Annotated in this window: 13 protein-coding genes; 5 read left to right on the forward strand and 8 right to left on the reverse strand. The window is 72.5% G+C overall.

Annotated features, from left to right (window positions below; translation table 11 throughout):
* Positions 1–3: 3 nt before the first annotated feature.
* Both P3T37_RS14945 and P3T37_RS14950 read right to left on the reverse strand, forming a co-directional pair.
* On the reverse strand, positions 4–297 hold the full coding sequence (locus P3T37_RS14945; protein WP_280724098.1) for a hypothetical protein: 294 nt from the start codon (positions 295–297) through the stop codon (positions 4–6).
* A 73-nt stretch (positions 298–370) separates the two neighbouring features.
* Positions 371–787: a DUF3052 domain-containing protein gene (locus P3T37_RS14950; protein WP_280724099.1), complete on the reverse strand. Its 417-nt coding sequence runs from the start codon at positions 785–787 to the stop codon at positions 371–373.
* A 130-nt stretch (positions 788–917) separates the two neighbouring features.
* Here P3T37_RS14950 and P3T37_RS14955 point away from each other — a divergent pair, with 130 nt between their 5' ends.
* Positions 918–1,487 (forward strand): GNAT family N-acetyltransferase, encoded by a 570-nt coding sequence (locus P3T37_RS14955; protein ID WP_280724100.1) that lies wholly within the window; start codon positions 918–920, stop codon positions 1,485–1,487.
* Positions 1,488–1,524: 37 nt separating this feature from the next.
* A complete protein-coding gene (locus P3T37_RS14960; protein ID WP_280724101.1) occupies positions 1,525–1,869 on the forward strand; it encodes an immunity 51 family protein in 345 nt (114 codons plus the stop codon).
* A 59-nt stretch (positions 1,870–1,928) separates the two neighbouring features.
* On the opposite strand, the gene P3T37_RS14965 is transcribed toward P3T37_RS14960, so the two are convergent.
* A complete protein-coding gene (locus P3T37_RS14965) occupies positions 1,929–2,909 on the reverse strand; it encodes a S1 family peptidase (protein ID WP_280724102.1) in 981 nt (326 codons plus the stop codon).
* Between the two features lie 313 nt (positions 2,910–3,222).
* Here P3T37_RS14965 and P3T37_RS14970 point away from each other — a divergent pair, with 313 nt between their 5' ends.
* The gene (locus P3T37_RS14970) at positions 3,223–5,223 is read left to right on the forward strand and encodes a hypothetical protein (RefSeq protein ID WP_280724103.1); all 2,001 of its coding nucleotides are present in this window, start codon (positions 3,223–3,225) and stop codon (positions 5,221–5,223) included.
* Positions 5,224–5,305: 82 nt separating this feature from the next.
* Here the strand turns inward: P3T37_RS14970 and P3T37_RS14975 are convergent, their stop codons facing one another.
* Entirely contained in the window at positions 5,306–6,691 is a 1,386-nt protein-coding gene (locus P3T37_RS14975; RefSeq protein ID WP_280724104.1) for a S53 family peptidase, read from the reverse strand.
* Positions 6,692–6,989: 298 nt separating this feature from the next.
* On the opposite strand from P3T37_RS14975, the gene P3T37_RS14980 reads away from it, so the two are divergent.
* Positions 6,990–8,033 (forward strand): NAD-dependent epimerase/dehydratase family protein, encoded by a 1,044-nt coding sequence (locus P3T37_RS14980; RefSeq protein ID WP_280724105.1) that lies wholly within the window; start codon positions 6,990–6,992, stop codon positions 8,031–8,033.
* Between the two features lie 40 nt (positions 8,034–8,073).
* On the opposite strand, the gene fabG is transcribed toward P3T37_RS14980, so the two are convergent.
* From fabG to P3T37_RS14995, 3 genes are read right to left on the reverse strand one after another with little or no spacing between them, the layout of a single operon-like run.
* The gene (fabG, locus tag P3T37_RS14985) at positions 8,074–8,841 is read right to left on the reverse strand and encodes a 3-oxoacyl-ACP reductase FabG (RefSeq protein WP_280724106.1); all 768 of its coding nucleotides are present in this window, start codon (positions 8,839–8,841) and stop codon (positions 8,074–8,076) included.
* A gap of 26 nt (positions 8,842–8,867) precedes the next feature.
* The gene (locus P3T37_RS14990; protein WP_280724107.1) at positions 8,868–10,055 is read right to left on the reverse strand and encodes an acetyl-CoA C-acyltransferase; all 1,188 of its coding nucleotides are present in this window, start codon (positions 10,053–10,055) and stop codon (positions 8,868–8,870) included.
* A gap of 33 nt (positions 10,056–10,088) precedes the next feature.
* Positions 10,089–11,237 carry an acyl-CoA dehydrogenase family protein gene (locus tag P3T37_RS14995; RefSeq protein ID WP_280724108.1) on the reverse strand — a complete coding sequence of 383 codons (1,149 nt, stop codon included), beginning with the start codon at positions 11,235–11,237 and terminating at the stop codon, positions 10,089–10,091.
* An 86-nt stretch (positions 11,238–11,323) separates the two neighbouring features.
* On the opposite strand from P3T37_RS14995, the gene P3T37_RS15000 reads away from it, so the two are divergent.
* The gene (locus P3T37_RS15000) at positions 11,324–12,028 is read left to right on the forward strand and encodes a TetR/AcrR family transcriptional regulator (RefSeq protein ID WP_280724109.1); all 705 of its coding nucleotides are present in this window, start codon (positions 11,324–11,326) and stop codon (positions 12,026–12,028) included.
* Here P3T37_RS15000 and P3T37_RS15005 read toward each other — a convergent pair.
* Positions 11,971–13,182: a nitric oxide synthase oxygenase gene (locus P3T37_RS15005; protein ID WP_280724110.1), complete on the reverse strand. Its 1,212-nt coding sequence runs from the start codon at positions 13,180–13,182 to the stop codon at positions 11,971–11,973. The genes P3T37_RS15000 and P3T37_RS15005 overlap by 58 nt on opposite strands.
* Positions 13,183–13,402: the final 220 nt, after the last annotated feature.

The following is a 13,402-nucleotide window of genomic DNA, read 5'->3' on the forward strand; positions in this document are numbered from 1 at the left end:
CAGTCAGTGGTGATGGCCGCCCGAGTCGTGGTGCGAGGTGGACGAGTTGCCGCTGTCGAAGCTCGGCGACGAGGTGTGGTGGTGGTGGTCGTGATGCTGGTGGTGGTGCCCCGGATGTCCCTGGGCGTCCTCGGGCAGCCACTCCAGGCCGCCGCCCTGCCGGCCAGACTGCGCCCCCGACCCCTGGACGCCGGTGCGCTGCCCCTTGCGCATGGTCAGCGCGAAGGCGAGGAACACCACACCCACCACCACGGCGAAGACCAGCGCGAAAAACCCCACCACGACCAGGCCGATCATCCCGACTCCCGTTCCACGCCATTCATCGCCAGGACACTACCTGCCCCTCCACCGCAGGCTACGGTCTACCCGCTCATCGCACGCCGAGCCGGTACACGAACTTCAGCGCCGACCACGTGGCATCGATCGCGGCGACCTTGACGTCCACCAGTCCGACCGGCAGGGCCAGGCCGCCCGCCCGCACGTCCTGCTCTCCGACATCGGTCCGGACGCCGGACGACTTCTTCGGCCAGCAGATCCACAGCGCGCCCGCCCGGTCAAGCCTGCCCGGCAGGGCGGCCAAGTGCCCGTCCAGCACAGCGCGATCGGCCGCGAACGCGACGATGACGTCGTACGGCCCCGCCCCCGCCCGCCGGTGCACGCGCACGCCCGCGGGCATCGGCCGCGGGTCGAAGCCGTCCGGCGACCGGACGAACAGCACCCGGTGCCCCGCCTTCACCCCGAGCTTGCGGAGGAGCGGAGTGCCGGAGTAGCCGCCTGTCTGGTTCATGGCTCACCGAGCGTAGGACAAAACCGGTTGCCCGAGTACGGGTCGGCGCGCAGACTCCCTGTCGTGATCTCTCAATGCCGCGACCGCCGCCACCGTCCGTGCATCGCCATGTCAGTTGAGGATCACTGCCTTGAACCACGCCATACGTGAGTACGCCCCCGCCGACGAGACCGCCTGGCTGCGCTGCCGGGTGCTGTCGTTCCTGGACACCGCCTATTTCGACGATGTCCTGAGGGCCAAACCCCCGATCCCCGCTCCGGGCTTCGCCCTGGTGGCGGCTGGGGAGCGCGGAGCCGTCGTCGGGATCATGGACGTCACCGTCGAGGGCGCGCTGGCGACCGTCGACACCGTCGCCGTCCACCCGGACCACCAGCACCAGGGGATCGGCCGCGCCCTGCTGGCCGATGCGCGCGCCCGCGTCGCGGCGCTGGGTGTGCGGACGCTGGACGCGTGGACCCGGGACGACCCGGACACGCTCCGCTGGTACCGGGCGATGGGCTTCGCCGAGAGCGAGCACTACCTCCACGTATACGCGAACTACTACACCGAGCCCGCGGAGCCCGACCGTGCCATCGCCGAACGCCGCCCGGGGCTACGGCCGATGATGGCCTTCCTGCACGCCAACCTGCGGGACGAGCCGTTGCTCCGCGAGCAGTTCGCCCGTGTCCACGTCTGCCGCCGCTTCGCGCTGGAGCTCTGACCGGCCGTTGTCAGTGCCGATCCGTACGGTCTGGCTCATGGATACCGACCGGACGACGTATGCGCCTCTGACGCTCATCGAGTACGACCACGACCCCGGGTCCTACGGACTGCTCCTCACCGACGACGCCATGGTCGCCGTGGCGGACGAGTTCGAGGCTCGCGGTCGGCGGAGCAACGGGTACGGCTGGGAGTCCGTCGCCCGCTCAGCTGTGGACGCGTACGCTCCCGAGATCGGGGAGCGGCTGACGTACGACTGCGAGGCGGGCATGTTCGTGGCGCGCAGTAACGACTTCGAGGCGCTGCGGCTCCTGGGGGTCCTGGTGTCGACGGCGTTCCACGACCGGGCCCGGCTCGGCGAGTTGCTGGGCAGCGGCAGGTAGCTCGCGAATCCTCTGGTGGCCGTTCCCGCAGAACGGGCCACCAGAGGACTGACGTGACGTCAGAAGTTCAGCGGCTGGAAGAAGGTGGGGCCGCCGCCGCCCTGCGGGCCGCCGCTGATCAGGCCCAGGCCCTTGTCCTTCGCGCGGTCGAAGACGGGACCGCCGGAGTCGCCCGCGTTGCCGTTCTGGGTGCTCTCGGCGAGCCCGGTGACCACGCCGTCGGGGTAGTTGACGGTCACGTTGGTGGCTTCGATGTACCCGCACTCGGTGCCGCTGGTGGCGCCGGTGCCGCAGACCTGCTCGCGCAACGCGGGGACGCCGAAGGAGGTGATCTGCTGCACCACGCCGTCGTCGATGACCGTGCTGTTCAGCGTCCACCGGTCGGTGGGGGTGATGACGGCCCAGTCGTGCCCGGGGAACTTCTTGGCGGTGACCGAGCCGAGCAGGTTCTTGCTGCGGTCGTACCAGTTGGGCGCGGCAGCTCCGCAGTGCCCGGCGGTGGTCGCCTTGCCGTCACGGTAGTTGTTGAACCCACTGGTGCACTCGTAGACCTCGCCGGTGGTGCCGCTGAAGATCGGCGTGCCGCCGTTGAATGCCAGGTCGGCCGCCGGGGTTCCGGAGTCCAGCGGGGCCGGGACCTTGGCGACCCGGGACGAGACCGCCGAGGAGACCTCGGTGACGTTCAGCAGCTGGGGGTCCAGGTCGGCCAGGAAGTCCTGCGTCACGCGGTCCTGCGCGCCGCTCAGCACCGCGACGGTGAGCTTGCAGGCGGACTGGTCGACGTACCAGTACTGGCCGTTGCCAGCCCGGCCAGACCTGGCCAGGTCGTCCAACTTGCTCTGCAGGCCGTGCAGTTGGTCGACCTGTGCGGGGAGGCAGAACGGGCCGCGGGCCGCGGGCGGGATCGCGGCGGCGGTGGCTGCGGCGGGTGCGGCCGGTACGGCGGCGGCGCCGAGGGCCAGCAGGGCGATGGGCAGCAGGGATCGCTTGGTGCTGAGCGTGGTGAGTGCGGAGAGCGAGGTGGGCACGGTGAGCTTCATTCGCGGTTCCTTCGGGGGTCGGCAGACGCGGATCGGCAGCAGGGCATCGCCCCGCGCGGGCCTGGTGCGTGGCCGAAGGGGCGCGTGGCGTCACTTTAGGCACGGCGAACACCGGTTCGGCTGCGGAACGTGCAGCGGTTCACCCGAAGGGATCAGCCGCGCTCGGCGGAGCGTCCGACGGCGCCGTCGCCCCGGCCTGGAGTAGAGGGGAGATCACCCCGTAAGGTGGCGCGAAAGGGGAGCGGTGGTGGGTCGCCGCGACCTGCGGACTGAGAACAGCCGCCGGGTACGGCGGACGGGGTGGTGACCGGCGTTGGCGGACAGTGCATCGACCTCCGGGGTTCCGGCCGGGGCGGTGACCGGTGAGCCGGGCGCGGTCCCGTCGGCCGGTCCCGGGCCCGGCGGTTCGGGGCTCGGTGGTTCGGGGCTCGACGGGACAGCGCTGCTGCCGGTGATCGAGGACGCCGTTCCGGAGGCCTACCGGGCCGAGGCCGAGGCGCGGGCGGCGGCCGCCCGCGCGGCAGCGGCGACCGTGCCCCTGCCGCCGTCGGCACCGCTGGCGGCGACGGTGCCGATGCCGCCGCTGGGGGACAACAACGTGCCGCCGGCTCCGCCCGCGATTCCCGAGCCGCCGGCCGCGCCGCCGATCCCGTCGGCCGCCACCGGATGGACGGTCACCGGGCTGCGGCTGCCGGCCGCGGAGGGCGAGGGCGGCAGCACCGCTTCGGGCGCGACCTCGGTCGGCGGCGGTCTGCGCGGCCGACTGCTCGCGGTCGAGGGCGGGTACGGCGGCGCCGGCCGGCGCGGCTGGGGGCGCGGTGGTTCGGGACAGGCGCAGGTGCTGTCCGCGATGCTCGCGGCCGTCTCGCCGCAGACCCTGCTCGCCGCCGACGCGGTGGACGCCGTCCATCTCCCGTCGGCCAGCGACCCGCACACCGTCGTCGCCCACCTGCGCGCGGCCGCCCGGCATCCCGGTCCGCTGCTGCTGCACCTCGGCGGGCACCTGGTGCTCGACAAGCGCGGCGGCGGGCTCCACCTGACGCTGCGCGACTCCAAGCCGGGGACGGTCCGCCAGGACGGGCTGGCCTGGCAGGCGGTGGCGGCCGAGCTGCGGGCCCGTCCGGCCGACTGGGACACCCTGGTGATCGCCGACCTCAGCGCCGACCAGGCCGCCTGGCCGCTGCTGCAGGCGTCGCCGACGCCGCTGGTGGAGGGGCTGCCGCTGTGGGCGGTGGTCAGTCCGGACGCCGAGCAGATCGGCACGTTCACCCGGGCGCTGATCGAGACGCTGCACGGCGGACGGCCCGGGGCTGGACCGATCCTGGCGCCCGAGCAGCTGCGCTCGCAGGTGCACTCGGTGCTGCGCCCGGACGTGCTGGTGTTCGCCTCGCACGGGTCGGACCGGCCGGTCTTCCGCAACACGGCCCGTCAGCAGGGGGCCGACGCGGCCGGTCTGCCGACGCGCGAGCTGCCGCCGGCCGCCGCACCGGCGGCGGTGGCCGCCCCGGTCGCTGCGCCGGTCGCCATGCCGCAGGCCGCCCGGCCGGAGCCGGCGGGCCCGGCTGTCGAGCGCGTCGCGGCGGGCGGCGGGCCGGTGTCGCTGGTCAAGCCGGACGTGCCGCCGACCCCGCCGCGACCGGTCCGGCCGGTGTCGTTGGCGAAGGCGGCGCCGGAGGTGGAACCTGCGGTGGAACCGGAGGCGGAGCAGCCGGTGCAGATCGCGGACGCCGAACCGGTGGACGCCGCAGCCACGGACGCCGCAGTCACGGACGCCGCAGTCACGGACGCCGTACCCGTGGACGAGGCACCCGCCGACGCCGTACCCGTGGAGGCCGTACCCACCGACGCCGTCCCGCCGCAGGCGGCCCCGGCGCCTCCCGACGACTACCGCGAGGCGCTGGGCCGGATCGCCCGCAGCGCCGAGGCCGGCGAGTACGCGAAGGCCGCCGGGCTGGCCCTGGCGTTGGAGCAGACAGCCGTCGCCGCGAACGGCGCGATCTCCGAGCCCGTCCTGATGATCCGTCAGATCAGGGCGCACGTCGCACGGTTGGCCGGTGAGTCGGCGCAGGCGGCAACCCTGTACCGGGAGGTCGCGCTCGTCATGATCGCTGCGCAGGGGACGGAGGACCCGGAGACCCAGCGTGCCGTGACGAACGCCGAGGCCTGCTGGCGGGCGATCGCCGACCGGGAGCAGGCGCTCAAGGTGGCCCCGGAGATCCTGGAGCTGCGCGCCCACATCCCCGGCCCGGACGGCCGCAAGCTGCGCGCCTCCGAGCGCTACCTCGCGCAGCTCGCCGTCACCCCTGCGCAGTAGACAGAGCGACGAACGGCCGCTGCCCGCCCCCCGTGCGAAACGGGAGGCGGGCAGCGGCCGTACCGCTACTGCGGATCGAGCGTCAGCGACCGGCGATCGCGTGCACGAACTTCGCGCCGTCGATGGTGCCGAGGCCCGAGGCCAGGTCGTAGCCCTTGCCGGCCTGGTAGCCGGTCACGCCCGACCAGCCGTTGTCACCGGTGGTGACGTCGGTGATGCCGCTCCACTGCGAGGGCAGCAGCGACAGGCCGTACATCCGCCAGTTGAGCTGGCCGAGCCGGTAGCCGGCCGCCTGGTCGGCGAGTGCGACGACGCCGGAGAAGATCGGCGTGGCCTCGCTGGTGCCGCCGGTGAGGTGCCAGCCGACGGCGGTCGGGTCGTACGAGTCGTACGTCCAGGCCGCGCCGTCCACCGCCGCGCTCATGCTGATGTCGGGGGTGCCGCGGTGGTCGCCGGTCACACCGGCCACGCCCGCTTGGTACCACGGACGGTCGAAGACGGCCGAGACGCCGCCGCCGCCGGCGCCGTAGGCGTCGTGCCACACCTGGTCCGGCGCGGTGCGGTTGCCGTTGTTGTCCAGGGCCAGCTGGGTGCCGCCGACCGAGGTCACCAGCGGGTCCGAGGACGGCCAGGAGTTGACCTTGTAGGCGTAGTTGTTGTTGTTGACGTCCGAGTCGGTCGCACCGTTGTCGCCGGAGGCGCCGAGCACCGTCACGTTGTGGTCCGCGGCGGCCTTGAAGGCGTAGCGCAGCTTGGTGAGGGAGGAGTAGTCGCCCTTGTCGAAGCCGGGGAAGGTGTTCTCCGTGGCGCCGAAGCTCTGCGAGATGACGTCGCCCTTGCCCTGCTTGATGAGCGACTGCTCGGCGTCCATCATCTCGGGCAGGCCGGTGACGCCCTCGGTCTCCGCGACGGCGGTCTCGACGAGCAGGATGTGCGCGTCGGGCGCCATGGCGTGGGCGTACTCGACGTCGAGCGTCGTCTCGCCGGCCCAGCTGGTCTGGTCCGCGTTCTTCGGGTCGAAGACGGGGACGTTGCCCCACTTCTGGACCTCGACCTGCGTGTCGGGCAGGCCCCACTGCTTGTCGAAGGTCTGCAGGTCGGCCTGGATCGTCGGCGAGCCGAAGGAGTCGACGATGACGATCGTGCGGCCCTTGCCGGTGATGCCCTGCTTGTACAGCGGGTTCAGGTCGTACGCGGTGCGGTACTGCAGCGGCGAGTAGCAGTGGATGCCGATCTGCGTGACGCAGTCCGACGTCGACAGCGGGGCCGGGCGCGCGGTGGCGTTGAAGTGGCCTGCGGAGGCGGGCTGCAACTTGAACGTCACGCCGGACGGGGTGCTTGCGGCGGCAACCGTGGTCTGCGCGGTAACCGTGCCTGCCGTCAGGGCGGTGGCCCCGACAGCGAGCAGTGCGAGCGCACGCGCGGTCATGGAGCGTCGGGGGCCCGCGGTGACGGGGGAGGTGCCCATGGAACTCCTTTGATGGTGGGTCGGACCGACACAAGGTCGGTCCGGTTATCCCATCGTGTGAAGAGCCGATGGATCTATAGTCCTTTCGGACTCTTGACATGAGCGCACGCCATACCAACAGGTAACTCGTTCAGCCCAGAACCCCGGTGGACGTCCAGCGTGACCCGAAGGGCGTCAAACCCCGGTAAAGACTCCGGAGGTGCTGAGTGCCGGTCGGTCTGTTCGCGGGTGGCGGACAGCTTGCGCCGTGGGCGGACAGGTCGTGCAATCGGCCGCCCGATGTGGCGAGACTGTGTGCATGAGACTTCTGGTGATCGGTGGTTCGGTGTTCCTCGGACAGGCCTTCGTGGCCGACGCGTTGGCGCGCGGCTGGGAGGTGACGACGTTCAACCGCGGGCAGACCGCCCGCGACCTGCCCGGGGTCGAGGTCGTGCGCGGCGACCGCGAGGTGCAGGCCGACCTGGACCGGCTGGCCGAGGCCGGCCCGTGGGACGCGGTGGTGGACGTCTGCGGCTACGTGCCGCGGGTGGTGGGCGCCTCGGTGCGGGCGCTGGCGCAGCAGACCCGGACGTACCTGTTCGTCTCCTCCATCAGTGCGGTGCAGGAGTGGGGCACGGCGGCGGTGGACGAGTCCTCGGCGCGCTTCGCGTGCGCCGCCGACGCAGACCAGGACGCCGGCGAGTACGGCGCGCTCAAGGCGGGGTGCGAGCGCGCGGTCGAGGAGGGCTTCCCGCAGGGCGCGCTGGTGCTGGAGCCCGGGCTGATCATGGGCCCGGGGGACCGGGCGGGTCGGCTGACCTCGTGGTTGGCCCGGGCGGCCCGGGGCGGCCGGATGGTGGCTCCGGGAGGGCAGGGGGCGCCGGAGCGGCCGATGCAGCTGATCGACGCCCGCGACATCGCCGCGTTCGGCCTGGACCAGGTGGAGCGCGGCGGCACCGGTCGCTACCTGGTCAGCGGGGTCCGGGCCAACACGACCTGGGGCGAGTTCCTGGGCGAGTGCCTGGCGGTGACCGGGTCGAAGGCCGAACTCGTCTGGGTGGACGACGCGTTGCTCCAGGAGCACGAGGTCGAGCCGTGGACCGAACTGCCGCTCTGGATGCCGCCGGGCATCGGCGGCGACGCGGTGTGGGAGCCGGACTCCTCCCGGGCAATCGCCGCGGGGCTGCGCTGCCGACCGGTGGTGGAGTCGATCCGGGACACCTGGGCCTGGCTGTCCACGCCGGAGGGCGAGGCGGAGGCGTTCAGTGCCTACCGCAGCTTCGCCCAGAGCGGCCTGCAGAACCGGGGGCTGGCCCCGGAGAAGGAGCAGCGCATCCTGGACGCCTGGGCCGCGCGCGGCTGAGCCGGGACCACGTGGTCCCGGCTCGATCGCATCAACGCCCTCAGCGGGCGCCGCCGTTGACGTAGAGGGTCTGGCCGCTGACGTACGAGGCCTCCTCGCTGGCCAGGAAGGCGACCACCGCGGCGATCTCCTCGGGCCGGCCGACCCGGCGCAGCGGCGTCCGGCCGGCCACCTCCGACTGGTGGTCCTCGGGCGTCGCGCCGACCCGCTCGGCGGTCGCCGCGGTCATCGCGGTGGCGATGTAACCGGGCGCCACCGCATTGACGTTGATGTTGTACGGGCCGAGCTCGATCGCCAGCGTGGCGGTCAGGCCCTGGATGCCGGCCTTGGCGGCGGCGTAGTTGGCCTGGCCGCGGGCACCGAGCGCCGAACGCGAGCTGAGCGAGACGATCTTCCCGAACTTCTGCGCCACCATGTACTTCTGGGCCGCCTGGCTGCAGTTGAAGGCGCTGGTGAGGTTGACCGACAGTACGGTGTCCCAGTCCGCCTTGGGCATCTTGAAGAAGAGGTTGTCGCGGGTGATCCCGGCGTTGTTCACCAGGATCTGCACGCCTCCCAACTCCTCGGCCACGGCGGCGAACACGGCCTCCACTGCGTCGTAGTCGGAGACGTCGCAGCCGTAGGCGCGGGCGCTGCCGCCCTTGGCGGTGATCGCGTCGACGGTGCCCTGCGCGCGCTCGGCCGTCAGGTCGACCACCGCGACGGTTGCGCCCTCCTCGGCGAGCAGCAGGGCGGTGGCGGCGCCGATGCCCTGCGCGGCTCCGGTGACGACGGCCACCTTGCCAGCGAAGCCGGTGTACTTCGGCATGTGGTTCTCCTTCGGGTACAGAGATCTCAGACGTTCTCGACGAGCACGGCGCTGCCCTGGCCGACGCCCACGCACATGGTGGCCAGCCCCCGCCGGGCGCCGGTGCGGCGCATCCGGTGCAGCAGGGTGGTGAGGATCCGGGCGCCCGAGCCGCCCAGCGGGTGGCCCAGCGCGATCGCGCCGCCGGTGGGGTTGACCAGCTCCGGGTCGAAGCCCAACTCGTCGACGCAGGCCAGCGCCTGGGCGGCGAAGGCCTCGTTGAACTCGGCCTCCTGGACGTCCTCGACGCTCCAGCCCAGCCGTCCCAGCACCTTGCGGGTGGCCGGCACCGGTCCGATGCCCATGACGTCCGGGTGCACGCCGGCCGAGGCGCCCGCCGCGTACCGGCCGAGCGGCTCCAACCCCAGGTCGTTCAGGGCCTCTTCACTGACCAGCAGCAGGCCGGCCGCGCCGTCGTTCATCGGCGAGGCGTTGCCGGCGGTGACCGTGCCGCCGGCCCGGAAGGCGGGCTTGAGCTGGGCCAGGCGCTCCAGGCTGCTGTCCTCGCGGATGCCCTCGTCCTGGCTGACCGTCACGCCGTCCGGCCGCAGCACGGGCAGGAGTTCGGCGTCGAAGTGGCCGTCCTTGCGGGCGGCGGCGGCGCGCTGGTGACTGCGCAGCGCGAAGGCGTCCTGGCGTTCGCGGCTGATGCCGTACCGGGCCGCGACCTCCTCGGCCGTCTCGCCCATGCTCAGCACGCCGTGCAGCTCGTGCATCCGGGGGTTGGTGATCCGCCAGCCGAGCCGGGTGTCGAAGGTCTCCATCCGGTGCGGCAGGGCCTCGTCCGGGCGGGGGAGCACGAAGGGCGCCCGGCTCATCGACTCGCAGCCGCCGGCGATCACGATCTCCGCCTCGCCGGAGCCGATCGCCCGCGCCGCGCTGGTGACGGCCTCCAGGCCGGAGGCGCAGAGCCGGTTGACGGTGGCGCCGGGCACGCTCTCGGGCAGGCCGGCCAGCAGGACGGCCATCCGGGCGGCGTTGCGGTTGTCCTCGCCCGCCTGGTTGGCCGCACCCCAGTAGACGTCGTCGATCCGGGCCGGGTCCAGGGCCGGCACCTCGGCCAGCAGGCCGCGCAGTACGGCTGCTGAGAGGTCGTCGGGGCGGATGGTGGACAGCGCGCCGCGCAGGCGGCCGATCGGGGTGCGGCGGGCGGCGGCGAAGTAGACAGGGCGCACGGCTTTGGGCTCCTGAGTAGGGGAAGGAAGGAATCAGAACGCGTTGACGCCGGTGAGGGCGCGACCGATCAGCAGCTTCTGGATCTGGCTGGTGCCCTCGTACAGGGTCATCACCCGGGCGTCGCGCAGGAGTTTGCCGACCGGGTACTCGTCGATGTAGCCGTATCCGCCGAAGACCTGCAGCGCGTTGTTGGCCGCCCGCACAGCGGCCTCGCTCGCGAAGAGCTTGGCGGTGGAGGACTCGGTGGCGAACGGCAGACCGCGCTCGATGAGGTCGGCGACCTGCCAGGTCAGCAGGCGGGCGGCGGCCAGGTCGACCGAGATGTCCGCGATCAGCTCCTGCACCAGCTGGTAGGAGGCGATCGGCTTGCCGAACTGCTCGCGCTCCTTCGCGTAGCCGACCGCCGCGTCCAGGCAGGCCTGGGCGATGCCGACGCAGCCGGCCGCCACCGACATCCGGCCCTTGGCGAGCGCCGCCATGGCCACCGTGAAGCCCTTGCCCTCGGCGCCGAGCCGGGCGGTGTCCGGCACCCGGACGCCGTCGAGGACCAGCTCCGCGGTCGCCTGGCCGCGCAGGCCGAGCTTGCCGTGGATCTCCCGGCGCTCGAATCCGGGGGTGTCGGTCGGCACCAGGAAGGCGGTGACGCCCTTGTGGCCCGGCTCGCCGGTGCGGGCGAAGACCAGCGCGACGTCGGCCCAGGTGCCGTTGGTGATGAACATCTTCGAGCCCGTGAGCACCCAGTGGTCGCCGTCCCGGACCGCCCGGGTAGCCAGGTTGGCGGCGTCCGACCCGGTGCCGGGCTCGGTGAGGGCGAAGCAGCCCAGCGCCTGGCCGGAGGTCAGCCGGGGCAGCCAGTGGCGCTTCTGCTCCTCGCTGCCGTAGGCGTTGACCGACTTGGCGACCAGGCCCAGGGTGACCGAGACGATGCCGCGCACCGCGGAGTCGCCGCGGCCCAGCTCCTCCAGGACCAGGCAGTAGGCGAGGTGGTCGCCTCCGCTGCCGCCGTACTCCTCGGGGATGGTCAGGCCCAGGAAGCCGAGCTTGCCGAGCCGGCCGATGATCGTCCGGTCCACGGACTCGGCGCGGTCCCAGGCGGCGGCGTGCGGGGCGATCTCACGGTCGGTGAAGTCGGCGGCCAGCGCGCGGACGGCCGCCTGCTCCTCGGACAGCTCCAGGTTCATCGATCAGGGCCCTTCAGGCAGACGACCGGTCCAGGGTAAACTAGCAGTGCAAGTTTATGTCGGACGCTGAAGGAAGGGAACCCCCCATGGCCCGCCCCCGTACGCCGCTGCTCAGCCGCGAGCGGATCGTCGTGGCCGCGCTGGCCCTGGTGGACGCCGAGGGCCTGGGCGCGCTCTCCACCCGCCGGCTGGCGGCCGTCCTCTCGGTCAGCGGCCCCTCGCTCTACAACCACTTCGCCACCAAGGACGAGCTGCTGGACGCGGTGGTGGACAGCGTGATCGGCGAGGTGGACCTCTCGATGTTCCGTACGGCCGGTGCCGACTGGCGCGGCGCGCTGGGCGCCTGGGCCCGCTCCTACCGCGCCGCGCTCGCCGCGCACCCCAGCATCGTCCCGGTGCTGGCGCAGGGCCCCGGCCGGCGGCCGAACGCGCTGCGGCTGGCCGACGCGGTGTACGGCTGCCTGGTCGAGGCGGGCTGGCCGCGCGGCCAGGCGACCCGGATCGGCGCGCTGATGCGCTACTTCGTCGCGGGGTCGGCGCTCGGCTCGTTCGCGGCGGGCTTCCCGGAGGACGCCGAGCTGTACGCGACCGAGTACCCGCACCTCGGCGAGGCGCACCGGATCGCCGAGCACCGCCGGGAGATCGACGAGGGCGCCTTCGAGACCGGCCTGGAGGCGCTGCTGGACGGCCTCGACCTGCGCTACCTACGGACGGTCGCGGGCCGGCCGGCCGGTCACCAGGGCTCGCGGGCGAGGAACGCCGGGCGGGTGGAGGGGTCCACCGGGTCGTAGTAGCGGTGGAAGACCGGCGTCAGGCCGCCGGAGACCGGCGGCACGATCCAGCTCCAGTCGGCGGGCGTGGGCCGGCCCAGCCGCTGCTCCTGGGCGATGTGCTTGATGAAGCGCTCCGACTCGGTGTGGTGGTCCGACATCGTGACGCCGGCCTCCTCGAAGGAGTGCAGCACGGCGACGTTCAGCTCCAGCATCGCGCGGTCGCGCCAGAGCGTGCGCGGGTGGGAGGTGTCCAGGCCGAGCCAGGTGGCCACCTCGGCCAGCAGGTCGTAGCGGTCGGCGTCGGCAAGGTTGCGGGCGCCGATCTCGGTGCCCATGTACCAGCCGTTGAACGGCGCGGTGGGGTAGCGGATGCCGCCGATCTCCAGGGTCATGTCGCTGATCGCCGGCACCGCGTACCAGCGCAGGCCCAACCCGGCGAACCAGGTGTGGTCGGGGTGGATCAGCGGCACCTCCAGGGTGGTGTCGTCCGGCAGTTCGTACCAGCGCGGCCGCTCGCCGGGGCGCTCCTGGATCAGCAGCGGCAGCACGTCGAACCGTCCCTCGCCCGACTTCCAGCCCAGGTCCTTGGCCCGTGCCGCCAGCCACCCGCCGGCCGGATCGCCCGTCCAACTGCCGTCCGGCTGCGGGTAGCCCGCGTAGCGGACCAGTTGCTGGTTGAGGATCCGGGTGGCGGGGCGGCCGGGGCGGTCGGGGGCGAAGACCGTGATCGTCGGCCGTATTCGGCCGCCGTTGGTGGCCGATCGCAGGTGTGCGAAGCACTCCTCGGCGATGTCGTCCGCCGAGTTGAGGCCGCGCAGGTCGCGCACCACCAGGCTGCGCCAGTACAGCCGGCCTATGCAGCGCGCCGAGTTGCGCCAGGCCACCCGGGCGCCGAACGCCAGCTCCTGGGCGGTGTGTTCGTATGTTCCGGTGCGCTCGATCTCGTCCCGGACCTGGCGCTCGCGCGTCTCGGCGTCGAGCAGGCCGGCCTGCTCCGCGTGGAACTGCCGCAGGAAGGCGACCGCCAGGTCCGGGTCGGTGAAGACCTCGGCCGACGATGACGATGACGATGGCGGCGGTTCGGGGGCGGTTGGCGCTGCGGGCCCGCCGTAGCCCATCGGGCACGCGGTGGCGGGCACCGGTCGGTGGGCGCGGATCCGGCTGAAGATCAAGGGTGCATCCTTTCCGCCCCCATGGATACCGCACGTAGGTACATAACGGCAGACCGTGACCGAAATCGCACAGGGTCCCCCCATTTCCCGCTAGGCTGGCGGATTCTGCATCATATGTGTGATGAGCATGTCATAACAGAGTGTCAGATACGCCGATGGCCGAGCCCAGCAGGGCCCGGCCATCTCGCATCCGGATGGTGATCCGGATCGTGATCCGGGT

This window comes from Kitasatospora sp. MAA4, from assembly GCF_029893355.1.
Lineage (GTDB): Bacteria > Actinomycetota > Actinomycetes > Streptomycetales > Streptomycetaceae > Kitasatospora.